This window comes from Tepidiforma thermophila (genome assembly GCF_002563855.1).
GTDB lineage: Bacteria > Chloroflexota > Dehalococcoidia > Tepidiformales > Tepidiformaceae > Tepidiforma > Tepidiforma thermophila.
In genome coordinates this window covers 1-22,065 of the sequence record NZ_PDJQ01000001.1, presented here as the reverse complement: position 1 = coordinate 22,065, position 22,065 = coordinate 1, and the positions used below count along the sequence as shown (strand labels likewise).

Here is a 22,065-nt window from a genome sequence, read left to right as displayed (position 1 = left end):
CGTACGATGCTCGCCACATCCCACCCGGAGCGCCGCCTGTGAAATTCGCCGTCTGGCCCAGCATGAACGACCCCTGGGCCGAAACCCTCGCCATCGCCCGCCACGCCGAAGCCACCGGCTGGGACGGCGTCTACTACGCCGACCACTTCATGCCCAACGATACCGACCTCTCCGCCCCCGTCGGCGAATGCTGGACGACCCTTGCCGCCCTCGCCGCCGCCGTCCCACGCATCCGCATCGGCCCCCTCGTCACCGGCAACACCTACCGCCACCCCGCCGTCCTCGCCAAGATGGCCGCCACCGTCGACATCATCAGCGGCGGCCGCCTCGTCCTCGGCCTCGGCGCCGGCTGGCAGGAAAACGAACACCGCGCCTACGGCATCGAATTCTCCACCGTCGGCGGCCGCCTCTCCCGTCTCGAAGAAGCCTGCCACATCATCACCAGCCTCTTCGCCAATCGCCGCACCACCTTCGCCGGCCGCTATTACCAGCTCACCGATGCCCCCCTCGAGCCGAAACCGGTCCAGTCGCCGGTTCCGCTCCTCATCGGCGGGGGCGGCGAACAGCGCACCCTTCGCATCGCGGCACGCTACGCAAACGAGTGGAACGTCTGGGGCACCCCCGAAGTCCTCGCCCGAAAAGGCCAAATCCTCGATCGCTACTGCGAAGAGCTCGGCCGCGACCCCCGCACCATCCGCCGCTCCGCACAGGCGCTCCTTGTTATGACCGACGACCGCTCCCTCATCGAACGCGTCCGCGCCTCAGGGCGCCCCGTTCTCGGCGGGACAGGTCCCGAGCTCCGCGCGCTCGTCGAACAGTACGCCGAGGCCGGCGTCAACGAGCTCATCATTCCCGGATTCAGCATCGGCCGCACCCTCGAAGAGAAGCTCGCCACGCTCGACCGGTTCAACGAGCAGGTCATCACCCGCGTCAGCAGGGAGTAAGCCGTATGCGCACACTCGCCGCCGCGCCGCTCCGCCTGGTTCGCCGCCTCGTCCGCATCGCCGTCGTGACGCTCGTCCTCGTTGGCCTCTACGCCGTCCTCGATGCGCTCCTGCTCCCCGGCGAGCCAAGCGGCCGCCGGTCCGCCTGAGCCTTAGTCCTCGCCCCGGCCCTCGCGCTGCTCCCGCAGGAACCGCTCGATATCAAGCACGAGGTCCTCGCCGCGCGGCAGCTGCGGCGCCTCCGGCCCCGCTTCTTCGTAGCTCGCCTCGAGCCGGCGTACGTACTCCTGCGCCTCGGGATTCGCCTGGAGCGCACCCTCCACCTCGGCCAGGAACCGCTGAGCCGCTGCGTCGAGCTCCGCAAGGTCGAAGGTCACCTCGAGCAGCCCCGAAATCCGCCGCAGCAGCGCCGCCGTCGCCGCCGGGTTCTGGCTGGCCGTCAGGTAGTGCGGCACGTTCGCCCAGAGGCTCGCGCCCGGCAGCCCCGCATCCCGCAGCGCCGTGTGCAGCACCCCCACGATCCCGGTCGGCCCTTCGTACCGCGACGGCTGCAGCCCGAGCCGCTCACCCACCGCCGGGTCGAACGCGCTCCCCGTCACCCGCACCGGCCGCGTATGCGGCACATCCGCCAGCAGCGCCCCAAGCGACACCACCAGCTCGGCCCGCATCCACGTCGCCAGCTCCACCAGCTCCCCGGTATACGTCCGCCACTTCAGGTTCGGCTCCGTGCCGATGAACACCAGCACATCGTGCGGCCCCGTCGGGTTCCGGGCGTAAAACGCGTCGTTCGCCGGCCAGATCACCTCCCGCTCCCCCCGCACCGTCAGCCGAACGTGCGGGCGCACCTCCCGGAAGTCGTAAAACGGCTCCGGGTCGAAGCTCCCGAACTTCCGCGCCCCGAACCGCCGCACCACGAATCGCGCCGCGTTCGTCGCCGCCGAAGCTGCGTCGTTCCACCCCGCAAAGGCGCAGATGAACACCGGCGAGCGCAGCTCCGGGAGGTTCTCCAGCCGCAGATGCTCCATGCCCTCAGCATACACCCCGGCCGGTCACCTGCAGCTCGTCCCGCCTGCTACCATCCGAACACATGGTCGATTCCGCCACCGTCCTCCACGTCGACCTCGATGCCTTCTTCGTCGCCATGGAGCTCCTCCGCCGCCCCGAGCTCCGGGGAAAACCGGTCGTGGTCGGCTACCTCGGGCCCCGCGGCGTCGTCAGCACCGCCAGCTACGAGGCCCGCCGCTACGGCATCCGCTCCGCCATGCCGACCCTCCGCGCGCGCGAACTCTGCTCCTCAGCCGTCTTCCTCCCTCCCGACTTCTCGTGGTACGCACCCGCCTCGAAGACCTTCCACGCCATCCTCCGCAGCTACACCCCCGTCGTCGAATCAGTCAGCGTCGACGAAGCGTACCTCGATGTCGCCGGCTCCGAGCAGCTCTTCGGCACCCCCGTCGCCATCGCCGAGGCCATCCGTCGCCGCGTCCGCGACGAAATCGGCATCACCGCATCCGTCGGCATCGCCGCGAACCGCCTCGTCGCCAAGGTGGCCAGCGACGCCGCGAAGCCGGACGGCCTCCTCCGCGTCCCGCCCGGCGAAGAGTCAGCCTTCCTCGCGCCCCGGCCCGTCCGCGACCTCCCCGGCATCGGCCGCCGGACGGCAGAGATCCTCGAACGCCTCGGCGTGACCACCATCGGCGACCTCGCCGCCCTGCCCGAGTCGGTCCTCGTCGCGAAGTTCGGCCGCCACGGCGCCGACCTCCGCCGGCGCGCCCTTGGCATCGCCGATGACCGCGTCGTCGCCCTCCGCCCCGACCGCCGCTCCATCTCCCGCGAACACACCTTCGCCCGCGACGAGCCCTCCGCCGACGTCCTCCGCGCCACCCTGCTCCGCCAGGCCGAGCGCGTCGCCGACGACCTCGCCCGTGAGCAGCGCGCCGCCCGCACCGTCGTGCTCAAGCTCCGCTTCCCGCCCTTCGAAACCCTCACACGCTCCCACACGCCCGGCCGGCAGCTCCTCTACACCGAAGAGCTGTACCGCGAAGCTCTCCGCCTCTTCGAAGCCGCCTGGGACGAGCACGCCCGCCGGCCCGTCCGCCTGGTCGGCCTCGGCGTCACCGGCCTCACCGAACGCGCCCGCCAGCTCGCCCTCGGCGAGAGCACCGCACCGGCTGCTCTCCAGCACGCCCTCATCGACCTCCGCGACCGCTTCGGCGATACCGTCATCCGGCGTGCCGCAGAGCTCGAACAGCCGCCGCCCCGCGAGAGCCCCGGCCGCGCGCCGCATTGACACCCTCCGCCGACAGGCGAAAGAATTGGCACGCTTTGGAGAAGTTTGACGACCCCTTGCCCGAGCTTGATGCCGGCGGCAGCCGCTGGCTCACCCTCGGCGCCGCCAGCAAACTCCTCGGCGTCAGCGAATCCACCATCCGCCGCTGGGCCGATGCCGGCGAAATCCGCTCCTACCGCACCAGCGGCGGCCACCGCCGCATCCTCGCCGAAGACCTCAAGCACATCGTCGCCAGCATCGCCCCCCGGCAGGCTGCGCGAGACCCCTCCCGCATCAGCGACCTCGCCACCGCCCGCGTCCGCCGCCGCCTCCACCCCCGCGGGCGCGCTGCCCACGCCGCGCCCGCCTTCGACCAGCTCAGCCCCGATGCCATCGACCGCCTCCGCCTCCTCGGCCGCCAGGTCGTCGACCTCTTCTCGCGCATCATCGCCGGCGAGGCCCGCCGAGAACGCGCCCTCGAGGATGCCCGCTCCATCGGCCGCGAGTACGGCCGCACCCTCGTGAGCGAGCACATCAGCCTCACCACCGCCGTCGCCACCTTCAACGCGCTCCGCCGCTCTCTCGAAGAAACGGCCGCCCAGATCGCCACGGAGGCCGGCCTCTCCGCCGAAGAGGCCGTCGACGCCGTCGAGAACGTCCTCTCCCTCGCCGACGTGATGCTCGAGGGCATGGCCTCCGTCTACGAAGCCCAGTCGCGCTGAGCCCCAGGCGTCGCCGCCGCGCCCGGGCCTACCGCCCCTCCCAGGCCGCGTCGTTGAGCGCCATCAGCCCGCCCGAGACGAGCGAGTGCCCGCCGAGCACGACGGGCACCGGCGCCTCCAGCGCTGCCTTCGTGAACCGCCGCAGCTCCGGCTCCGCCACCCGCTCCCACGCCCCCAGGTCGCTCTGGAACCGGTCCTCCCGCGAGGGCGTAATCCCCAGGTGCGCCTCGATCACCCGTGTATCGATCACCACCGCGTCACCCAGCTCCGCCATCCGCTGAAAGAACCGCTCCGGCCCAATTTCCTCCAGCAGAAAGCCGAGCACGCTCCGCGCCCGGTACCCCTCCGGCGCCGTCGCCAGCCCCCGCTCCTCGCTGATCACCCGCACCCGGCATGCCGTCTCCCGCTCCAGGTACTGCCACGCCTGGCTCCCCACCCGCCCCGCGACTACCAGCTGTGCCGAGCGGTCGCACAGCACCGGCATTACCGCCCGCAGCCGCTCCGTCAGCGCTGCCGCAGGGGCCGCAGCAGCCCGCAGCGCCGGCGGGACCCCCGGCGCCAGCCCAAGCACCGCCAGGTCCGTCGGCGTGTCGAGGTCGAACTGTGTCGCCGTCGTCCGCGGCAGGATCACCGGCGCAAGTTCCGCCTCGTCCCGGAGCCTTCGCGGCAGCAGGTTGTCCCTCCCGAACGGCCCCAGCCGCCGCACCGCATCCCCCGGCGTCCACCCCGTCAGGTCCGCCGAGTAGAAGTTGTTCGTCACAAACCGGCCGTCGCGCGCCTGGAGCTGCTCCACCACCAGCGCGAACTCATCCGCCCCCAGCAGCGGCACCGACCCCGACCCCATCACCGCCGGGCGCATCAGGCCGTACCGCTCGATCAGCCGCACCAGCCGCTCCTGGTACACGAACGGCTCCCCGGCCGGGTCCGGGTCGACCAGCACGCCCGGCTCCGGCGGTTCGAACGCCCCCGGCTCGTCCGTCGCCACGATAACCGCCTCGAAGCCGGCCGCCAGCGCCGCCCGCGCCGTCTCCCTGGCCGCGGCCACCCGCGCCCGGGCCATCAGCCGCTCCGCGTCGCCCGTGCCCGTGCCCCCGTGAAAAATCACCAGCACCGGCTGCTCGTAGCCCATGGCGCACAGCGTAGGACGCGCACCGTTTCGCCGCGAATCCCGCCCCCTCCGCCAGCCCGCGACAGCACCTGTCGCCGCCCCTCGCTAGCCATAAGCCAGCGCGAACGTGAACGTCCCGTCAAAACCCTGCACACCTGACCATAACCGCTGGAACCGGTATGCTAACTTCCCTACCCTGCCCCCGGGATCGCCCCGGGCGGGCTTCCACCCCGCCGGGACCCGCCGGGCCATCCCGCAAACCCCGAGGTCACCATGAAGGTCGTCTTTTTCGAAGACGTTGAAGGCACCGCACAGGCCGGCGAAGTCAAAGAAGTCAAGAACGGCTTCGCCCGCAACTACCTCCTGCCCCGCGGCATCGCCGGCCCCACCACCAAAGAGAACCTCCGCCGCGCGAACGCCATCGCCCAGCGCGAAGCCCGCCGCCAGGAGAAACTCGACGCCGAGGCCCGCGCCATCGCCGCCAAACTCGAAAACCTCGTCGTCAGCATCGAAGCGCGCGTCGGCGAAACCGGCCGCCTCTTCGGCTCCGTGACCAACCGCGATGTCGCCGCGGCCATCCACGCCGCCACCGGCGTCGAGCTCGAGCACCAGCAGGTGCTCCTCCCCGAGCCGATCCGCGAACTCGGTCAGCGGCCCGTCGATATCAAGTTCACCCGCAACGTCAGCGTCACCGTCACCGTCGACGTCGTCCCCGACGCTGCCTCGAAGCCCGTGGTCGAAAAGCTGGAGGCCGCCCGCGCTGCTGAAGCGCCCGCCACCGAGTCCGCCGAATAACCGCGAAAGGAGGGCCGTAGGGACAGGACTCGCACCCCCGCCGCGCACGCCAGCGTCTCCTGCGTCCCTCCTTCACCCATGACCCTCGCACCCCTCGAACGCCTCCCTCCGCATGACATCGAGGCCGAGGAGGCCGTCATCGCCTCCCTCATGGTCGACCCCGATGCCATGCTCGCCGTCGTCAACATCCTCAAGCCCTCCGACTTCTTCCGCGAAAAGCACGGCTGGATCTACGACGCCTGCCTCGCCCTCTGGAACCGCGACGAAGTCATCAACCAGATCACCGTCGCCCACGAACTCGCCGTCCGCGACCAGCTCGAAGATGTCGGCGGCCAAACCTTCCTCGCCGACATCATCCGCCGCCTGCCCACCTCCATCGGCGTCGAGTTCTACGCCCGCATCGTCAAGCGCGACGCCACCTACCGCGGTCTCATCCACGCCGCCGCCGCCATCATGCAGATGGCCTACGAGGCCCCCGCCGAAATCGAGACCGTCTTCACCCGCGCCGAATCCCTCATCCAGCGCCTCCGCGGCGGCGAATCCTTCCGCGATTTCGTCCACATCCGGCAGGTCCTCGATGCCTACCTCGAACAGGACCCCGCCGAGGCCGAGCGCCTCCAGATCTCCGCCATCCGCTCCGGCTTCACCGACCTCGATACTCTCCTCGGCGGCTTCAAGCGCTCCGACCTCGTCATCATCGGCGCCCGCCCCAGCGTCGGAAAATCCAGCTTCGCCCTCGGCATCGCCCGCAACGCCGCCATCCTCCAGAAAGCGAACGTCGCCGTCTTCTCCCTCGAAATGTCCGCCGAGCAGCTCGCCGTCCGCCTCCTCAGCGCAGAGGCCGGCGTCGAAAGCAACCGCCTCCGCCTCGGCCAGAACACCGAATTCGAAGAGCGGAAGGTCATCAACGCCGCCTCCCGCCTCTCCGAGGCCAACATCTGGTTCGATGACTCCCCCTTCCTCACCGTCGCCGAGCTCCGCGCACGCGCCCGCCGCCTCGCCGGGCAGGCCGGCGGCCTCGACCTCATCATCATCGACTACCTCCAGCTCATGCAGGGCGAATCCACCGGCTCCCGCGAAAACCGCGTGCAGGAGATCTCCTACATCTCCCGCACCCTCAAGAGCCTCGCCCGCGAACTCGATGTCCCCATCATCGCCCTCGCCCAGCTCTCCCGCGCCATCGAAAACCGCCACCCCCGCATCCCGATGCTCTCCGACCTCCGCGACTCCGGCTCCATCGAACAGGACGCCGATATCGTCATCTTCCTCAGCCGAGAGGAGCTCTACGTCACCCCCGAGCAGTGGGCCCAGCAGCACCCCGACCTCCCCGAGTCCGCTTACCCCCGCGGCGTCGCACAGGTCATCGTCGCCAAGAACCGCCACGGCCCCATCGGCACCATCGAACTCCGCTTCCGCGCACCCTTCGCACGCTTCGAAGACTGGGTCCTGAAGACCGATGACGACCTCCTCTAACCACGACGCCTTCGCCGGCTTCCCGGGCATCGGCAAGGCCACCGCCATCCCCAACCTCTTCTTCGCTACCGTCCTCCCCCGCATGGACGCCCCCGGCGACCTCCTTGCCTTCCTCTGGGTCGCACGCCTCACACAGGAGCTGAAGGCCGAGCCCCGCTGCGTCTCCGCCGACGCCATCTGGGCCCACGAGCCGGCCCGCCGCTCCTTCGAACGCCTCGCCGGCGGCCGCCCCGGCCTCGATGCCGGCCTCCAGCGCTGCCTCGAACTCCGCGCCCTCCTCGCCCTCGAAGTGCGCGGCCCCGGCGGCCCCGAAGCCCTCTACTTCGTCAACACCCCCGCTGCCCGCCGCTCGATCGCCCGCGCCCTCGCCGGCGAACTCGAACTCCGGCCCGGCGCAGCCGTCGCCCCGCTCCGCGCCCGCGAAGAGCGCCCCGGCATCTTCCGCCTCTACGAAGAGCACATCGGCACCATCACCCCCCTCGTCGCCGAAAAGCTCGTTGAGGCCGAAGCCGCCTATCCCCCAGATTGGATCGAAGACGCCTTCCGCGAAGCCGCCGAACGCAACATCCGCAACTGGCGCTACATCCAGCGCATGCTCGAGACCTGGGCTCTGGAGGGCCGCCCCGATGAAACGACTGGACGAGATGCTCTCGAAGATGCGAAACGCCGCTTCCTCGGCGGACCCTTCGGCAACATCGCCCGCTACCGCTGACGCCCCCGACCCCGAAGAGGAGACCGCCTGCCCCATCTGCCGCGGCGCCGGCTTCGTCCGCCGCCCCTACCCCGTCGGCCACCCCCGCTTCGGCCGCGCCGAACCCTGCGACTGCGTCCTCGATGAAGCCGAAGACCAGCGCCGCGAACGGCTGACCCGCCTCAGCAACATCGGCGCCCTCGCCCGCTTCACCTTCGCCACCCTCAACCCCCGCGGCCGCACCGGTGCCGATGACGCCTTCGAAGACGCCGTGGCCGCCGCCCGCGCCTTCGCCGAGCGCCCCGAAGGCTGGCTCGTCCTCAGCGGCCCCTCCGGCACCGGCAAGACCCACCTCGCTGCCGCCCTCGCCAACCGCCGCATCGAACTCGGCCATCCCGTCCTCTTCATGGTCGTCGCCGACCTCCTCGACCACCTCCGCGCCGGCTACGACACCGACGACGAAGACCTCTCCTTCAACCGCGTCTTCGAACAGGTCCGCAACGCCCCGCTCCTCATCCTCGACGACCTCGATGGCGCCTCCGGCACCCCGTGGGCCCGTGAAAAGCTCCTCCAGGTCATCAATCACCGCTTCAACCTCGCCCTCCCCACGGTCATCACCACGAGCACCCCGCCATCCACCCTCGACCCCCGCCTCGCCACCCGCCTCCTCGACCCCGCCCTGGCGCGCCTTGTCACCCTCGGCGGGGGCCCCGCCGCCGGCTACTTCGAAATCGGCGGCATGACCCGCGAGCGACTCGCCGCATTCCAGTTCCGCACCTTTGATGTTCGCGCCCCCGGCCTCCGCGACGAAGAGCGCGCCTCCCTCGAAGCCGCCTTCGAAGCCGCTCGTCAGTACGCCGAGGCCCCCCAGGGCTGGCTCGTCTTCTGCGGCACGAATGGCTGCGGCAAGACCCACCTCGCCGGTGCCATCGCCAACCGCGCCCTCGAACGCGGCCAGTCGGTCGTCTTCGCCGTCGTCCCCGACCTCCTCGACTACCTCCGCGCCTCCTTCGCACCCGGCCGCGAACTCCCCTACGACGAACTGTTCGAACGCGTCCGCACCGCCGACCTCCTCGTCCTCGACGACTTCGGCGCACAGGCCGCCACCCCCTGGGCGCAGGAGAAGCTCTACCAGGTCGTCAACTACCGCCACGTCGCCGGCCTGCCAACCGTCGTCACCTCCGACCGCTCCCTCGAGGAGCTGCAGGCCGTCAATTCCCGTATCGTCGCCCGCATCGCCGACCCCCGCGCCGGCGCCATCATCGTCATCCTCGCACCCCACTACCACCTCGGGCGCGGCGCCTCCGGACCGGCCCGCACGCCCCGCCGCGCACGCTAACCCGCCGCCCGGTACGATGCCGGCGTGACCTGGAAGCGCGGGCTCCTGTTCTTCGCCGCCGGCACCCTCCTGCTCCTCGTCGGCCTCGCCGTCTTCCTCGCCCGCGAAGCCGAGCGTATCGCCGTCACCACACCCCCCTCCGCCGGCCCGCTCACCGGGTCCGCCGGGGGCGAAACCGCATCGCCTATCGCCGCCGCTCCAGGGCTCACCGCCATCCACCAGGGCATCCGCTACACCGTCCTCCAAATCGCCGACCCCGAACCCGCGGGCATCTACCCCGTCAAGCCCGGCCTTCGCCGCATCGGCATCCTCCTCCGGCTCGAACCTGTCGAGGCAGGCGCCGCCTGCAACTTCGCCTCCATCCGCCTCCGCGGGAGCGACGGCGTCCGCTACGGCTGGGCCCTCGCCAGCCAGGAGCCCGCCCTGCGCATCGGCACCCTCGCCGCGGGCGACAGCGTCGCAGGCTGGGTCGCCTACGACCTCCCTCCCGGCGTCCGCCCGGCCGCCCTTGAGTACGGCACCGCCGCCCGCGCCGAGCCGTTCCTCACCCTGCCCTGATCTCCGGGATGTCCAGCCCGCGCTGCCGCGCCCACGCCCGCAGCGCCGCCTCCGTGCTGTCGAACGCCAGCTCGTCCCACGGGATCGCCTCCGGCGCGAACCACCGGACCTCGCTCGTCTCGTGCCCCGGCGCCCCCTCGCCCAGCGCCCGCCCCTCGTACACAATCACCACAATCCCCGGCCCGGTCCGCGTGAACACCCCCACCAGCCGCAGGTCCGCCACCTCCAGGTGCGCCTCCTCCAGCGTCTCCCGCATCGCCGCCTCCTCGGCCGTCTCCCCGAGGTCCATGTACCCGCCGGGGAACACCCAGGTCCCGCTCCGCGGCTCGACCGTCCGCCGCACCAGCAGCAGCCGGCCGTCCTCCCGCACCGGGATGATGCCCGCCACCGGCCGCGGGTTCAGGTAGTGCACAAACCCGCAATCGAGGCAGACCATCCGCCGCTTGGTGTCCCCCTCCGGGATCGCCGTCGTCAGCCGCTGCCCGCAGTGCATGCAGTACCGGCTGAACGCGTGCGGGTGGCTGGTCATGGGCGCATGCTCGCCGGCGCCTGCTGCATCCCGAGCGATTCCGGCCCCTCGATCCATTCCTCCCCGTCCTCCCAGACTTCCTTCTTCCACACCGGCACCCGCTTCTTCACCTCGTTCACAATCCACAGCCCCGCCTCGTACGACTCCCGCCGGTGGCCGCAGCTCACCGCCACCACCAGGCTCGTCTCGCCGATCTCCAGCCTCCCGGTCCGGTGCAGGATCGCGCAGTCCTCGAGCCCGAACCGCGCCTTCGCTTCCTCCGCAATCGCCCGCATCTCCTTCTCCGCCATCGTCGGGTAGGCGTCGTACACCAGGTGCGAGACCGCGCGCCCCAGGTTGGTGTTCCGCACCACCCCGAGGAAGACGTTGATCGCCCCGGCCGCCGGCGAGGCCACTGCCCGCGCCGCCTCGTCCGCCGAAAGCGGCTCCTCCGTCACCCGGATCAGCATCGTCAACCTCCCGAAACCGGCGGGATCAGCGCGAGCGTCGCCCCGGCTCGCACCGGTGCGTCCTCCCGCGCGTACTCCTCATCCAGCGCATACATCAGCGTCGGCACGGCCGCGGCCAGCTGCGGATACCGCGCCACCACCCGGTCGCGCACGTCCCGCACCACTTCCCCCTCGCCGACCTCGACCTCGAGCCGCCGGGTCCCGGCCCGTTCCGCCAGCGAAGCGAAGAGCAGCACCGTGACCGAACCCATGCCCCCATTGTAGCCCCGCCCGGTGCCGGCGGTTGCTATCCTCCCCGCGATGCGCCCCCGCGCCCTGCTCGAACGCGCCGTCGACCTCCTCTTCCCGCTCCGCTGCGCCGGTTGCGGCGCCTTCGATACCGCCCTCTGCCCCGCCTGCGAAGCCCGTCTCCAGCCCGCCGTTGGCCCCGGCCGCTGCGGCAACTGCTCCGCCGCCTGGGACGGCGCCGATTTCTGCCCCCGCTGCTTCGGCTGGCGCGAACTCGCCGGCATCCGCTCCGTCTACGAACACGTCGGTGCCGCCCGCGCCCTCGTCCACCGCCTCAAGTATCAGCGGTACCGGGCGCTCGCCCCGCTCATGGCCGAGCGGCTCGCCCGGGTCGCGTCAGACCTGCCCGTCGATGGCTGGGTCGCCGTCCCCCTCCACCGCAGCCGCGAACGCGACCGCGGCTTCAACCAGGCCGAGCTCCTCCTTCGCCATGCCGGCCTCCCGCCCGCCCCCGCCCGCCTGCGCCGCGTCCGCAACACCGGCACTCAGGTGCGCCGCACGGCCGCCGCCCGCGCCGCCGCCCTGGCCGGCGCCTTTGCCGCCGAAGGTCCGCCGCTCGATGGCCTCGTCATCGGCCTCATCGATGACGTCATTACCTCCGGCGCCACCGCCCGCGAATGCGCCCGCGCCCTCCTCGACCACGGCGCCCGCGCCGTCTGGGCCGTCAGCTTCACCCGCGCCAGCCTCGACCTCGCCGCCCTGTCGGCGCCAATCGACGACTGACCCTTCCCCCGGCCGTCGTCCTTCGTCCAGCCTCTCGCCGGCTTTACCCTCGGCCCGCCTACAATACGGGCACCCTGTAGCCCCGGAGCCTGCCGTGCCGCCCGGCGCACCCCCACTCTCGCCCGCCGCCGCTCTCGCCGCCGACACCCTCGCCCGCGTCCGCGCCGAGGTCCACCGCGTCATCATCGGCCAGGACCGCCTCATCGACCGCCTCCTCATCGGCCTCCTCTGCAACGGCCACATCCTCGTCGAGGGCGTCCCCGGCCTCGCCAAGTCCCTCACCGTCTCGACCCTCGCCCGCGCCCTCGACCTCCAGTCCGTCCGTATTCAGTTCACGCCCGACCTCCTCCCGGCCGACCTCGTCGGCACCGAAATCTTCAACGCCCGTGATGGCCAGTTCACCATCCGCAAGGGGCCCATCTTCGCGAACTTCGTCCTCGCCGACGAAATCAACCGCGCCCCGGCCAAGGTCCAATCCGCCCTCCTCGAAGCGATGCAGGAGCGGCAGGTCTCAATCGGCGGCCAGACCTTCCCACTCGATGACCCCTTCCTCGTCATCGCGACCCAGAACCCCATCGAGCAGGAGGGCACCTATCCCCTGCCCGAGGCCCAGCTCGACCGCTTCCTCCTCAAGGTCCGGGTCGACTACCCCTCCCGCGCCGAGGAGCGGCAGGTCCTCGAGCTGAGCCTCGCCCCGGAGCCGCCGCGCGTCGGCGTGGTCGCCTCCCGCCAGGCCATCCTCGATGCCCGCGCTGCCGTCCACGGCGTCGCCCTTGATGACGCCATCCGCGACTACATCACGCAGCTCGTCGCCGCCACCCGCCGTCCCGCCGACTACCGCCTCCCCGACCTCCAGCCCCTCATCGCCTTCGGCGCCTCCCCGCGTGCCTCGATCAGCCTCGCACTCGCCGCCCGCGCCCACGCCTTCCTGCACGGCCGCAGCTACACCACCCCCGACGATGTGAAGGCCGTCGCCCATGAGGCACTCCGCCACCGCATCATCACCACCTACGAAGCCGACGCCCGCGAACTCACGCCCGACGACCTCATCGACCGCCTCCTCGAAGGCGTCGACCTGCCCTGAACCGTTTCCCGCCGGGGGTCGCATGGTTCGTCTCCGCATCCCCTTCCGCCGCACCGCCGCCGCCCCCCGGCCCGCCTCCGCCTTCGATGACCCCCTCACGCCGGAGCTGCTCGCCCGCGTCCGCGCCATCGAGCTGCGCGCCCGCCGCCTCGTCAACACCCTCTTCCTTGGCGAATATCACGCCGTCTTCCGCGGCCGCGGCCTCGAATTCGATGAACTTCGCCCCTACGTCCCCGGCGACGACGTCCGCGCCCTCGACTGGAATGCCTACGCCCGCACCGGCGAGCCGTTCATCCGCCGCTACCGCGAAGACCGCGACCTCACCGTCATCTTCGCCGTCGACGTCTCCGCATCGCAGTTCGCCGGCGCCGCGCCCGTCCCCAAGAGCGCCCTCGCCGCCGAAATCGCTGCTGTCCTCGCCCTTGCCGCCATCCGCAACAAGGACCGCGTCGGCCTCCTCCTCTTCGCCGGGCGCCCCCAGCGCTACGTCCGCCCCGCCGGCGGCGCCACCCACGTCCTCCGCGTCATCCGCGAAATCCTCCGCGCGCGCCCGGCACATCCCGGCACCGACCTCGCAGCTGCCCTCCAGTACCTCGTCGGCGTCCAGCGCCGCCGCGCCACCGTCTTCCTCATCTCCGACTTCCTCGCCCCCATCGAGCCGGCCCGCCTGCGCGCCGCCGCGAGCCGCCACGACCTGATCGCCGTCACCATCCGCGACCCGGTCGACGAAGCGCTCCCCGATGCCGGCATCATCACCGTCGCCGACGCCGAAACCGGCGCCGCCCTCGAACTCGATACCTCCAGTCCCGCCGTCCGCGATGCCTACGCCCGGCGCATCCGCCAGCTGGATGCCGACCTCGCTGCCCTCTTCGGCCAGCTCGGCATCGACGACATCCGCGCCGTCACCGGCGAGGACTACGTCCCCGCCCTCCTCCGCTTCTTCCGCCGCCGGGGGGCCGCCGCATGAACCGGCGCATGCTTCTGGTCGCTGCCCTCATGGCGCTCGCAGCCATCGTCGCCGGACCCGCGGCCCGGGCCCAGCCCGCCCCTGCCCCCGAGGTGACGGTCCAGCCCGCCAGTGCGCGCATCGGCGACCACCTTCAGCTGACGGTCCGCCTCGCCCTGCCGCCGGGGCAGCAGCCCGAATTCGCGCCCGGCACCGCAGGCTGGGGCGCAGTCGAACTTGTCCGCCTCGAACCGCCGCGCCAGCTCCGCACCACGTCCGCCGGCACCGAGTGGCTCCTCGAAGCGGTCGTTGCCCCCTTCGCTCTCGGCGACCTCGCCTTCTCGCCGACGCTCGCCGTCACCACCGGCTCCGCGGTCGCGACGCTCGAGCCGCCCCCGGTCACTATCGCGGTGCTCCCAACCCTCCTGCCCGATGCCCCCCTCGAGCTCACCCCGCTCCCGCCGCCGGTCGCCATCGCCGGCGCCGAATCGCCGCTCCTCCGCCCCGCGCTCGTCGCCGGCACTGCGGTCGTCGTGGCTCTCCTCATCCTCGCCCTCGTTTCCCTCGCCAGGCGCCGTAGCCGCCGACCCAGTCCCGCGCCCCCGGCCCCGCCAGCCGCCGCCGAACCCGCCCTCCCCGGCCTGCTGCTCGCCGAATCAGCCATCGATACCGACCCCGTCGCCGCCTACCGCGCCCTCGCCGCCACGGTCCGCGCCGAACTTGCCCGCCGCTTCGCCATCCCCGCGACCGCCCTCACCGCCGCCGAACTCCGCGCCCGCCTCGAAGCCTCCGGCGCCGACCGCTGGGTCGCCCGGCTCGCCGGCGGCCTCCTCGAGGAGTGCGACGCCGTCGTCTACGCCGGCTATCGCCCGGCTCCCGAACGCCGCCGCGCCGACCTCGCCATGGCCTACGAACTCATCGGTGAACCGCAGTGAACGGCCTCGATTTCGCCGCACCGGCCGCCCTCGCCCTCGTCCTCCTCGCGATCCCCCTCGCGGTTGCCGCCCGCCGCCGGCCTGTACCGCTGCCCGTCTCAACCCTCGCTCCGCTCGCCGGGGCCCGCCCCGGCTGGCGCCTCCGGTTCAGCCGCGCACTCCCCGCCCTCCGCATCCTCGCCGTCGTCCTCCTCGCCATCGCCGTTGCAGGCCCGCGCCGGGGCGATGCCCGCACCCTCGTCCCCGGGGAGGGCATCGACATCGTCATCTCCCTCGACCTCTCCAGCTCCATGCTTGCCCGCTTCGGCGACTCCAACCGCCTCACCGTAACCAAAGACGTGGTCCGCGAGTTCATCCGCTCCCGCGAAAACGACCGCGTCGGGCTCGTCGTCTTCCAGCAGGACGCCCTCCCCCTCTCCCCGCCGTCCACCGACTACGCCGCCCTCGACCGAATGGTCGCCGACCTCGACTCCGGCCTCCTCCCCGATGGAACCGGCATCGGCGTCGGCCTCGCAGCCGCCCTCTCTATGCTCCAGGAGTCCACCGCCGCCAGCCGCATCGTCATCCTTCTCACCGACGGCGAACACAACGCCCCCTCCATCCGCCCCGAGGATGCCGCCGCCCTCGCCGCTGCCCTCAAAATCCGCGTCTACACCATCGGCATCGTCAGCGAATCCCCCGGCGAACGCGCCCGCGAAATCGATGAAGACCTCCTCCGGGAGATCGCCGCCCAGACCGGCGGCCGCTACTTCGCCGCCAGCGACCCCGGCCAGCTCGCCGACGTCTATGACGAAATCTCCTCCCTCGAGCGCTCCCGGATCACCCGCGAAGCGTTCGACGACTACGACTACTTCGCCCCCTGGTTCGCAGGCGCCGGGGCCGCGCTCCTCGCCCTCGAACTTCTCCTCGCCGGCACCCTCCTCCGGAGGCTCCCCGCATGAGCGGCATCACCTTCGCCCACGAGTGGGTCCTCCTCATCCTTCCGCTGCCGCTCCTCGCGCTCGCCGCCTGGGGCGTCGGCATGGCGCGCGGACGGCGCCGCGCCCGCCGCCTCTCCCGCTTCCTGCCCGCACCCCCATCCGCCACCGCCGCCCTGCTGTACACCCTCGCCGCTTGCCTCGCCATCGTCGCCGCCGCCCAGCCCCGCTGGGGCACCCGCGTCTCCCAGGTCCCCCGCACCGGCGCCGACCTCGTCATCGTCATGGACATCTCCCGCAGCATGGATGTCCCCGATGTCCAGCCCTCCCGCCTCGCCGCCGCCAAAGCCGCCGCCGTGCAATCCATCGACCGCCTCGCCGGTGACCGCGTGGGACTCGTGATCTTCGCCGGCAGCGCCCGCATCCGCTTTCCCCTCACCACCGACGCCGCCGCTGCCGCCCGCGTCGTCGAATCGCTCGAAACCGGCGTCGTGCTCGTCGAAGGCGGCACCGATGTTGCCCGCGGCCTCGAGCTCGCCCTCGACCTCCTCGCCGACGACTCCTCCGCAGGCCGGCTCATCCTCCTCCTGACCGATGGCGACAACCTCGGCGGCGACGTCGCCGCAGTCGCCGAGAGCATCCGCGCCTCCGGCGTCGAGCTCCTCGTTGCCGGCGTCGGCACCCCGGATGGCGGCATCGTCCCCGCCGTTGACCCGCTGACCGGCCGCGTCAGCCCCCGCCTCGATGCCGCCGGCCAGCCGATCGTCTCCCGCCTCGATGAGCCGTTCCTCCGCGCCCTCGCTGCCGCCGCGGGCGGCCGCTACCTGGGCACCAACCTCGTCGTCGTTCCCGGCGTCGTCGAAGGCCGCATCCGCGCACTCGAGCGCACCCGCCTCGACGAGCGCACCACTACCCTCCCCGTCGAGCGGTTCCAGCTCTTCGCCGGCGCTGCCCTCGCCGCCGTCCTCCTGGGCACCTTGGTCGAACGCTTCCGCCCCCGCCGTCCCGCCCATCTCCTCCCTGCCGCTGCCGCGCTGGCCCTGCTCCTCGCAGGCTGCGCTTCCCCGGCCTACCAGGCGAACGAACGCGGCCGCGCGGCCCTCGAGGCCGGCGACCCCGAAACCGCCATCGAGGCCTTCCTTGAAGCACAGGTCGAGCGCCCGAGTGACCCCGATATCGCCCTCAACCTCGCCGCCGCCTACCACGCCGCCGGCCGCTACGAAGACGCCATCCGCAACGCCCGGCGCGCCCTCGAATCCAACGACCCGGAAATCCGCCGGCGCGCCTTCGCCAGTATCGGCCACCACCAGTTCGAAGCCGGCCGTCTGCCCGAGGCCCTCTCCGCTTTCCGCGACGCCCTCATCATCGACCCCTCCGACGACGCCTCCCGCCATGACTTCGAGGTCGTACTCCGCCTCCTCTACCCGCCCGAGCCGGCGCCGACGCCGACACCCCCGGCGACCCCCTCACCCGCCCCCGGGCAGTCACCCACACCCAATGGGCCGCCCGGGACACCCTCCCCGGGTGCCGGGGCACACCCGGTCCCGGCCAGGGCACCCCCCTGCCCGGCCAGGGCGGCCAAACCCCGCAGCCCGGCGCCACGCCCCAGCCCACCCCGGGCCAGGACGGGACTCCAGTGCCCGGCTCCGGCGGCACGCCCGGCCCGACCATCGCCCAGCTCAACCGCCAGATCGAGGCCATCGACCGCGAAGTGCAGCGGCTCCTGCTCCAGGCCGGCGAGCAGCCAACCCCCGCCCAGGCGCTCCGCATCCTCGAACTCCTCGCCGAGCGCAGCCGCCTTGCCCAGCTCCGCGATGCCCTCGCCGGCCGGCCCGGCACCGACTATTGACGTTCGGTCCCAGGCTCTCCCGCCCTTCGACCCCTCCCCGCAACGCCGCCCGCGGTGACCATGGCCACCGCAGGGCCCTGGCGGCCATGCCGTACACTCCATCCATGCGCGCAGTCTTCGTGATGATCAAGACCGACCCGGGGCACACCACGGCCGTCGCCAACCGTGTCGCCGAAGTGCCCTCCTTCTCCGAGTGCTACAGCATCACCGGCCAGTACGACCTCCTGGCAAAGCTCTACGTCGACGACATCGACAGCATCGGCCGCGTCATCGAACGCGACATCCACGCCATCCCCCACGTCCGCGAAACCTACACCATCCTCACCTTCGAAGCCTTCGGAGTGCGCTGACCTGTGACCTTCGCCGGCTGGACGCTCGACCCCCTCTGGCTCCCGGCCGCCATCCTCGTCCTCGCGGCCTACGCCCGCGCATGGCGGGCCGCCGCCGGCGCCCACTCCCCATGGCGCGCTGCCGCCTTTGCCGCCGGTGTCGCGGTCGTCCTGGCCGTCGCCGTGACCCCCATCGAGCACCTCGGCAACCGGGTCCTCTGGATCAACTTCCTCGGGTTCCTCCTGCTCACCATGGTCGCGCCGCCCCTCCTGCTCCTCGGCGCGCCCCTCACCCTCGCCTTCCGCGTCGCCTCCCCCGCCGGCCGTCGCCGCCTCCGCGCCCTCTACCGGAGCCGCCTCGCCGCCGTCCTCACCTTCCCCGTCTTCACCTGGCTCCTCTTCGCCGTCCTCACCTACCTCTGGCAGTTCACGCGCCTCACCGACCTCGCTGCCGAGCACGGGCTCCTCCGCGATTTCCAGCTCGCCTCGCTCCTCCTCACCGGCCTCCTCTTTTGGATGCCCGCACTCGCCATCGACCCCGCTCGCTGGCGCCTCCCCTACCCCCTCCGCGCCCTCTACGTCTTCGTCGAAATGACCCATAAGGCCCTCTTCGGCGGCATGTTCCTCAGCATGAACACCGCCATGCACAGCGGCTTCGCCGCCCGCGCCCCCGGTTGGGCCCCCGACCCGATCACCGACCAGCGCATCGCCATCATGATCCTCTGGCTCGCCGGCAACATCATCTTCGTGGCTGCCCTGGCCGCCATCGTCGTCGGCTGGATCCGCTACGAAGCGCGCAACCAGCGCCGCATCGACCGCCGCCTCGCGCTCCAGCGTGAAGTCGAACGCCGCCGCCGCGCCGCCCTCGAACAGGTTTTCCACCGCCCCATCTGACCGGGCCGCGCTACCGGAAGTTCCCGAACTTCAGCTCAATCCCCCAGTCCTGCGCCTTCACGTCCCGGATCACCTGCTGCAGTTCGTCCCGGCTCGGCGAACTCACCCGCACCGCATCCCCCTGGATCTGCGCCTGCGCCTTCTTGTACTTCTGCTCCTTGATGAACTTCACAATCTTCCGCGCAATCTCCTGCTCAATCCCCTGCACGATCGTCACCTCCTGCCGCAGCGTCCCGCCCGAGGCCTTCTGCGGCGTCCCCCGCACCAGGTTCTTCAGCGGTACGTTCCGCGCCACCATCCGCTGCGCCACCACCTGCCACATCGCCTCCAGCTTGTAGTCGTCCTGCGCGTGCAGCACGAACCGGTTCGTCCCGTGCTCGTAGTCGATCTCGGCGACCACCCCCTTGAAGTCGAACCGCGTCCCAATCTCCTTCCGCGCCTGGTTGATCGCGTTCGCTACTTCCTGGAGGTCCGCGCCCGTCGTGATGTCGAAACTCTCGTCCTTCGCCATGCCCACGAGCGTACCCCCGCCCCCCGCCAACGCGCACCCCACCCCCTCCCTCCCTCCCGCCGGATTCGTGTAGAGTACGTCCAATACCGTTTGGCCAGCCGGCCAAAACTCGCCCTTACCGGAGCCCGCCATGCACGTCGACCCCGACCGCGCCCGCCAGCTTCGCGCCGAGTACGACGAGGCCGTCCTGCGCGAAGGCAAAGAGCTCGCCGGCCCCTTCATGACCGTCTCCGGCCGCCCTATCAACCGCGTCTACGACCCGACCGACACCGCGGATCTCGACTACGAACGCGACATCAACCTCCCCGGCAACTACCCCTTCACCCGCGGCATCCACCGCACCGGCTACCGCGGCAAGCCCTGGACCATCCGCATGTTCAGCGGCTTCGGCTCCGTCGAAGAGACCAACCAGCGGTACAAGGACCTCCTCGCTGCCGGCAACAACGGCCTCTCCATCGCCTTCGATATGCCCACCCTCATGGGCTACGACCACGATGACCCCTGGGCCGAAGGCGAATTCGGCGCCTGCGGCGTCGCCGTCGACCACCTCGGCGACATGGAGATCCTCCTCGAGGGCATCCCCCTCGACAAAATCACCACCTCCATGACCATCAACAGCCCGGCGCCCGTCGTCTGGGCCCTCTTCATCGCTGCCGCCGAAAAGCGCGGCATCCCCCGCGCGAAGCTCGCCGGCACCCTCCAGAACGACATCCTCAAGGAGTACATCGCCCAGAACGAGTTCATCTACCCGCCGGCCGAATCGATGCGTCTCGTTACCGACACCATCGAGTTCGCATCGAAGGAGATGCCCCTCTGGAACCCCATCTCCGTCTCCGGCTACCACATCCGCGAAGCCGGCGCCACGGCAGCCCAGGAGCTCGCCTTCACCCTCGCCGACGGTATCGAGTACGTGAAGTGGGCCCTCGCCCGCGGCCTCGATATCGATAGCTTCGCACCCCGGATCTCCTTCTTCTTCAACGCCCACAACGACTTCTTCGAAGAAATCGCCAAGTACCGCGCCGCACGCCGCATCTGGGCCCGCCAGATGCGCGAACGCTTCGGCGCGAAGAACCCGCGCTCCTGGGTCCTCCGCTTCCATACCCAGACCGCCGGAGTCTCCCTCACTGAACAGCAGCCCGAGGTCAACCTCATCCGCGTCGCCATCCAGGCGCTCGCAGCCGTCCTCGGCGGCACCCAGTCGCTCCACACCGACGCCATGGACGAAGCGATCGCCCTCCCCTCCGACAAAGCCGCCCGCCTCGCCGTCCGCACCCAGCAGGTCATCCTCCACGAGACCGGCGTCATCAACACCGTCGACCCGCTCGGCGGCTCCTGGTTCGTCGAACGGCTCACCGCCGATATCGAACGCGACGCCCTCGACTACATCGAAAAGATCGAAGCGCTCGGCGGCGTCATCCCTGCCATCGAATCCGGCTACCTCCAGAAGGAAATCGCTGACGCCTCCGCCCGCTTCCAGCGCGAAGTCGACACCCGCGACCGCATCATCGTCGGGGTCAACGAGTACGTCCTCGACGAACCGAAAGAGATCCCCATCCTCCGCATGGACCCCGAGGGCGAGAAGCGCCACCTCGCCCGCCTCAAGAAGCACCGCGCCGAGCGAGACCCCGACCGCTGGGCCGCCGCCATGCAGGCCCTCGAAAACGCCAGCCGCGACCCAGGGCGAACACCATGCCCTACATCCTCGATGCCGTGAACGCCGGGGCAACCGTCGGCGAGGTCTGCAACATGTGGCGCCGCGTCTTCGGCGAATACCGGAGCACGTGGTGGTGTAATCTTTCCGGTCGATGCCCCGCGCCCACATCGCGCGCCGCACGAGCGTCTTCAGCGAATCGGTCATCCGCGAGATGACCCGCCTCGCCATGCTCCACGGCGCCATGAACCTCGCCCAGGGCTACCCCGATTTCCCGGCACCCGCGTTCATCAAACAGGCCGCCGTCGACGCCATCAACGCCGACATCAACCAGTACGCCATCACCTGGGGCTCACCCCGCCTCCGCCGCGCCATCGCCGAAAAAACCCGCCGATTCTACGGCCTCGACATCGACCCGACCGCGAGGTCACCGTCACCTGCGGCGCCACCGAGGCGATGATGTGCGCCATGCTCGCCGTCGTCGAGGACGGCGACGAGGTCATCGTCTTCGAGCCCTTCTACGAGAACTACGTGCCCGATGCCGCCATGTCCGGCGCGCGCCTCGTCTTCGTCACCCTCCGCGGCGAAAACTTCTCCTTCGACCGGCGAGCTCCGCCGGGCCTTCTTCATCGTCACACGCCGAACAACCCCAGCGGCAAGGTCTTCTCCCGCGCCGAACTCGAGCAGATCGCCCCCTCTGCCAGGAATTCGACACCCTCTGCATCACCGACGAAATCTACGAGCACATCTCTACGACGGCCGCGAGCACATCCCCATCGCCACGCTGCCGGGCATGTACCAGCGGACCATCACCATTAGCGGCCTCTCCAAGACCTTCTCTGTCACCGGCTGGCGGCTCGGCTACCTCATAGCCCCGCCGCACCTCACCGACGCGCTCCGCAAGGTGCACGACTCCTCACTGTCGGCGCCCCGCTCCGCTCCAGGAAGCTGCCGCCGTCGCCATCGAACAGGCGATGCGTACTACCCCGAACTCCGCGAGATGTACGCCGCCAAGCGCGCCATCCTCCTCGACGCGCTCCGCGCAGCCGGCTTCGCCTGCCACC

The 22,065-nt window shown here is 71.0% G+C and carries 26 protein-coding genes and 1 pseudogene; 21 read left to right on the top strand and 6 right to left on the bottom strand.

Annotation, left to right across the window (positions count from 1 at the left end; all coding sequences use genetic code 11):
- Window positions 1-38: 38 nt before the first annotated feature.
- Together A9A59_RS00130 and A9A59_RS13845 are read left to right on the top strand one after the other, a co-directional pair.
- On the top strand, window positions 39-944 hold the full coding sequence (locus tag A9A59_RS00130) for a TIGR03560 family F420-dependent LLM class oxidoreductase (RefSeq protein WP_098502339.1): 906 nt from the start codon (window positions 39-41) through the stop codon (window positions 942-944).
- Window positions 945-949: 5 nt separating this feature from the next.
- Window positions 950-1,093 (top strand): hypothetical protein, encoded by a 144-nt coding sequence (locus A9A59_RS13845; RefSeq protein ID WP_165772387.1) that lies wholly within the window; start codon window positions 950-952, stop codon window positions 1,091-1,093.
- Window positions 1,094-1,096: 3 nt separating this feature from the next.
- On the opposite strand, the gene A9A59_RS00125 is transcribed toward A9A59_RS13845, so the two are convergent.
- The gene (locus tag A9A59_RS00125; protein ID WP_098502338.1) at window positions 1,097-1,969 is read right to left on the bottom strand and encodes a PAC2 family protein; all 873 of its coding nucleotides are present in this window, start codon (window positions 1,967-1,969) and stop codon (window positions 1,097-1,099) included.
- 62 nt (window positions 1,970-2,031) lie between these two features.
- Here A9A59_RS00125 and dinB point away from each other — a divergent pair, with 62 nt between their 5' ends.
- Both dinB and A9A59_RS00115 read left to right on the top strand, forming a co-directional pair.
- Window positions 2,032-3,231, top strand: coding sequence for a DNA polymerase IV (dinB, locus tag A9A59_RS00120; protein WP_098502337.1), 1,200 nt, complete (start codon window positions 2,032-2,034; stop codon window positions 3,229-3,231).
- Window positions 3,232-3,266: 35 nt separating this feature from the next.
- The gene (locus A9A59_RS00115) at window positions 3,267-3,932 is read left to right on the top strand and encodes a MerR family transcriptional regulator (RefSeq protein WP_165772386.1); all 666 of its coding nucleotides are present in this window, start codon (window positions 3,267-3,269) and stop codon (window positions 3,930-3,932) included.
- A gap of 28 nt (window positions 3,933-3,960) precedes the next feature.
- On the opposite strand, the gene A9A59_RS00110 is transcribed toward A9A59_RS00115, so the two are convergent.
- The gene (locus A9A59_RS00110; protein ID WP_098502335.1) at window positions 3,961-5,061 is read right to left on the bottom strand and encodes a hypothetical protein; all 1,101 of its coding nucleotides are present in this window, start codon (window positions 5,059-5,061) and stop codon (window positions 3,961-3,963) included.
- A 252-nt stretch (window positions 5,062-5,313) separates the two neighbouring features.
- Here A9A59_RS00110 and rplI point away from each other — a divergent pair, with 252 nt between their 5' ends.
- The 5 genes from rplI to A9A59_RS00085 all read left to right on the top strand — a co-directional run bounded on the left by rplI (window position 5,314) and on the right by A9A59_RS00085 (window position 9,896).
- Complete coding sequence (gene rplI / locus A9A59_RS00105) at window positions 5,314-5,835, top strand: 50S ribosomal protein L9 (protein ID WP_098502334.1); 522 nt, start codon at window positions 5,314-5,316, stop codon at window positions 5,833-5,835.
- 78 nt (window positions 5,836-5,913) lie between these two features.
- Window positions 5,914-7,308 (top strand): replicative DNA helicase, encoded by a 1,395-nt coding sequence (gene dnaB, locus A9A59_RS00100; protein WP_098502333.1) that lies wholly within the window; start codon window positions 5,914-5,916, stop codon window positions 7,306-7,308.
- Entirely contained in the window at window positions 7,292-8,020 is a 729-nt protein-coding gene (locus tag A9A59_RS00095; protein ID WP_098502332.1) for a DnaD domain-containing protein, read from the top strand. The genes dnaB and A9A59_RS00095 overlap by 17 nt, the downstream gene beginning before the upstream one ends.
- Window positions 7,935-9,338 carry an ATP-binding protein gene (locus A9A59_RS00090; RefSeq protein ID WP_098502331.1) on the top strand — a complete coding sequence of 468 codons (1,404 nt, stop codon included), beginning with the start codon at window positions 7,935-7,937 and terminating at the stop codon, window positions 9,336-9,338. Before A9A59_RS00095 ends, A9A59_RS00090 begins: the two co-directional genes overlap by 86 nt.
- A 24-nt stretch (window positions 9,339-9,362) precedes the next feature.
- Window positions 9,363-9,896 carry a hypothetical protein gene (locus tag A9A59_RS00085; protein WP_098502330.1) on the top strand — a complete coding sequence of 178 codons (534 nt, stop codon included), beginning with the start codon at window positions 9,363-9,365 and terminating at the stop codon, window positions 9,894-9,896.
- On the opposite strand, the gene A9A59_RS00080 is transcribed toward A9A59_RS00085, so the two are convergent.
- Genes A9A59_RS00080 through moaD form a run of 3 tightly spaced genes read right to left on the bottom strand, consistent with a single transcriptional unit; the run spans window position 9,883 to window position 11,125 of the window.
- Entirely contained in the window at window positions 9,883-10,425 is a 543-nt protein-coding gene (locus A9A59_RS00080) for an NUDIX hydrolase (RefSeq protein WP_165772385.1), read from the bottom strand. The two genes, A9A59_RS00085 and A9A59_RS00080, sit on opposite strands and share 14 nt — an antisense overlap.
- Window positions 10,422-10,874, bottom strand: a complete 453-nt coding sequence (locus tag A9A59_RS00075) for a molybdenum cofactor biosynthesis protein MoaE (protein WP_098502328.1) — start codon at window positions 10,872-10,874, stop codon at window positions 10,422-10,424. The genes A9A59_RS00080 and A9A59_RS00075 overlap by 4 nt, the downstream gene beginning before the upstream one ends.
- Window positions 10,875-10,876: 2 nt before the next feature.
- Entirely contained in the window at window positions 10,877-11,125 is a 249-nt protein-coding gene (moaD, locus tag A9A59_RS00070) for a molybdopterin converting factor subunit 1 (protein ID WP_098502327.1), read from the bottom strand.
- Between the two features lie 49 nt (window positions 11,126-11,174).
- Here moaD and A9A59_RS14270 point away from each other — a divergent pair, with 49 nt between their 5' ends.
- The 8 genes from A9A59_RS14270 (at window position 11,175) to A9A59_RS00030 (ending at window position 18,839) form a co-directional block, all read left to right on the top strand.
- A complete protein-coding gene (locus tag A9A59_RS14270) occupies window positions 11,175-11,885 on the top strand; it encodes a ComF family protein (protein ID WP_278286733.1) in 711 nt (236 codons plus the stop codon).
- 94 nt (window positions 11,886-11,979) lie between these two features.
- Window positions 11,980-12,969 carry an AAA family ATPase gene (locus A9A59_RS00060; protein WP_098502325.1) on the top strand — a complete coding sequence of 330 codons (990 nt, stop codon included), beginning with the start codon at window positions 11,980-11,982 and terminating at the stop codon, window positions 12,967-12,969.
- 22 nt (window positions 12,970-12,991) lie between these two features.
- Entirely contained in the window at window positions 12,992-13,936 is a 945-nt protein-coding gene (locus tag A9A59_RS00055; protein ID WP_165772384.1) for a DUF58 domain-containing protein, read from the top strand.
- A complete protein-coding gene (locus A9A59_RS00050) occupies window positions 13,933-14,850 on the top strand; it encodes a hypothetical protein (protein WP_133117449.1) in 918 nt (305 codons plus the stop codon). The genes A9A59_RS00055 and A9A59_RS00050 overlap by 4 nt, the downstream gene beginning before the upstream one ends.
- The gene (locus A9A59_RS00045) at window positions 14,847-15,791 is read left to right on the top strand and encodes a vWA domain-containing protein (RefSeq protein ID WP_098502322.1); all 945 of its coding nucleotides are present in this window, start codon (window positions 14,847-14,849) and stop codon (window positions 15,789-15,791) included. Before A9A59_RS00050 ends, A9A59_RS00045 begins: the two co-directional genes overlap by 4 nt.
- A complete protein-coding gene (locus A9A59_RS00040) occupies window positions 15,788-17,674 on the top strand; it encodes a VWA domain-containing protein (protein ID WP_098502321.1) in 1,887 nt (628 codons plus the stop codon). Before A9A59_RS00045 ends, A9A59_RS00040 begins: the two co-directional genes overlap by 4 nt.
- A 46-nt stretch (window positions 17,675-17,720) precedes the next feature.
- Window positions 17,721-17,966 carry an Lrp/AsnC family transcriptional regulator gene (locus tag A9A59_RS13840; RefSeq protein WP_158067395.1) on the top strand — a complete coding sequence of 82 codons (246 nt, stop codon included), beginning with the start codon at window positions 17,721-17,723 and terminating at the stop codon, window positions 17,964-17,966.
- 3 nt (window positions 17,967-17,969) lie between these two features.
- Complete coding sequence (locus A9A59_RS00030) at window positions 17,970-18,839, top strand: cytochrome c oxidase assembly protein (RefSeq protein ID WP_098502320.1); 870 nt, start codon at window positions 17,970-17,972, stop codon at window positions 18,837-18,839.
- 10 nt (window positions 18,840-18,849) lie between these two features.
- On the opposite strand, the gene A9A59_RS00025 is transcribed toward A9A59_RS00030, so the two are convergent.
- Window positions 18,850-19,350 (bottom strand): YajQ family cyclic di-GMP-binding protein, encoded by a 501-nt coding sequence (locus A9A59_RS00025; RefSeq protein WP_098502319.1) that lies wholly within the window; start codon window positions 19,348-19,350, stop codon window positions 18,850-18,852.
- Window positions 19,351-19,480: 130 nt separating this feature from the next.
- On the opposite strand from A9A59_RS00025, the pseudogene A9A59_RS00020 reads away from it, so the two are divergent.
- The 4 genes and pseudogenes from A9A59_RS00020 to A9A59_RS13835 form a co-directional block, all read left to right on the top strand.
- A pseudogene (locus A9A59_RS00020) lies at window positions 19,481-21,126 on the top strand (acyl-CoA mutase large subunit family protein); the annotation flags it as partial.
- A 29-nt stretch (window positions 21,127-21,155) separates the two neighbouring features.
- Entirely contained in the window at window positions 21,156-21,461 is a 306-nt protein-coding gene (locus A9A59_RS14195) for a pyridoxal phosphate-dependent aminotransferase family protein (RefSeq protein WP_098502318.1), read from the top strand.
- 8 nt (window positions 21,462-21,469) lie between these two features.
- The gene (locus tag A9A59_RS14190) at window positions 21,470-21,820 is read left to right on the top strand and encodes an aminotransferase class I/II-fold pyridoxal phosphate-dependent enzyme (protein WP_181950220.1); all 351 of its coding nucleotides are present in this window, start codon (window positions 21,470-21,472) and stop codon (window positions 21,818-21,820) included.
- On the top strand, window positions 21,795-22,065 hold a 271-nt coding region (locus A9A59_RS13835), incomplete at its 3' end, for an aminotransferase class I/II-fold pyridoxal phosphate-dependent enzyme (protein WP_165772383.1). The genes A9A59_RS14190 and A9A59_RS13835, both read left to right, overlap by 26 nt.

Excerpts from the sequence above, each read along its gene's own strand:
- A9A59_RS13845 (WP_165772387.1), top strand. The coding sequence starts at position 950 with ATGCGCACACTCGCCGCCGCGCCGCTCCGCCTGGTTCGCCGCCTCGTC.
- A9A59_RS00125 (WP_098502338.1), bottom strand. The coding sequence starts at position 1,969 with ATGGAGCATCTGCGGCTGGAGAACCTCCCGGAGCTGCGCTCGCCGGTG.
- dinB (WP_098502337.1), top strand. The coding sequence starts at position 2,032 with ATGGTCGATTCCGCCACCGTCCTCCACGTCGACCTCGATGCCTTCTTC.
- A9A59_RS00110 (WP_098502335.1), bottom strand. The coding sequence starts at position 5,061 with ATGGGCTACGAGCAGCCGGTGCTGGTGATTTTTCACGGGGGCACGGGC.
- rplI (WP_098502334.1), top strand. The coding sequence starts at position 5,314 with ATGAAGGTCGTCTTTTTCGAAGACGTTGAAGGCACCGCACAGGCCGGC.
- dnaB (WP_098502333.1), top strand. The coding sequence starts at position 5,914 with ATGACCCTCGCACCCCTCGAACGCCTCCCTCCGCATGACATCGAGGCC.
- A9A59_RS00095 (WP_098502332.1), top strand. The coding sequence starts at position 7,292 with ATGACGACCTCCTCTAACCACGACGCCTTCGCCGGCTTCCCGGGCATC.
- A9A59_RS00090 (WP_098502331.1), top strand. The coding sequence starts at position 7,935 with ATGAAACGACTGGACGAGATGCTCTCGAAGATGCGAAACGCCGCTTCC.
- A9A59_RS00080 (WP_165772385.1), bottom strand. The coding sequence starts at position 10,425 with ATGACCAGCCACCCGCACGCGTTCAGCCGGTACTGCATGCACTGCGGG.
- A9A59_RS00075 (WP_098502328.1), bottom strand. The coding sequence starts at position 10,874 with ATGCTGATCCGGGTGACGGAGGAGCCGCTTTCGGCGGACGAGGCGGCG.
- moaD (WP_098502327.1), bottom strand. The coding sequence starts at position 11,125 with ATGGGTTCGGTCACGGTGCTGCTCTTCGCTTCGCTGGCGGAACGGGCC.
- A9A59_RS14270 (WP_278286733.1), top strand. The coding sequence starts at position 11,175 with ATGCGCCCCCGCGCCCTGCTCGAACGCGCCGTCGACCTCCTCTTCCCG.
- A9A59_RS00055 (WP_165772384.1), top strand. The coding sequence starts at position 12,992 with ATGGTTCGTCTCCGCATCCCCTTCCGCCGCACCGCCGCCGCCCCCCGG.
- A9A59_RS00050 (WP_133117449.1), top strand. The coding sequence starts at position 13,933 with ATGAACCGGCGCATGCTTCTGGTCGCTGCCCTCATGGCGCTCGCAGCC.
- A9A59_RS00040 (WP_098502321.1), top strand. The coding sequence starts at position 15,788 with ATGAGCGGCATCACCTTCGCCCACGAGTGGGTCCTCCTCATCCTTCCG.
- A9A59_RS13840 (WP_158067395.1), top strand. The coding sequence starts at position 17,721 with ATGCGCGCAGTCTTCGTGATGATCAAGACCGACCCGGGGCACACCACG.
- A9A59_RS00025 (WP_098502319.1), bottom strand. The coding sequence starts at position 19,350 with ATGGCGAAGGACGAGAGTTTCGACATCACGACGGGCGCGGACCTCCAG.
- A9A59_RS14195 (WP_098502318.1), top strand. The coding sequence starts at position 21,156 with ATGCCCCGCGCCCACATCGCGCGCCGCACGAGCGTCTTCAGCGAATCG.
- A9A59_RS14190 (WP_181950220.1), top strand. The coding sequence starts at position 21,470 with ATGCTCGCCGTCGTCGAGGACGGCGACGAGGTCATCGTCTTCGAGCCC.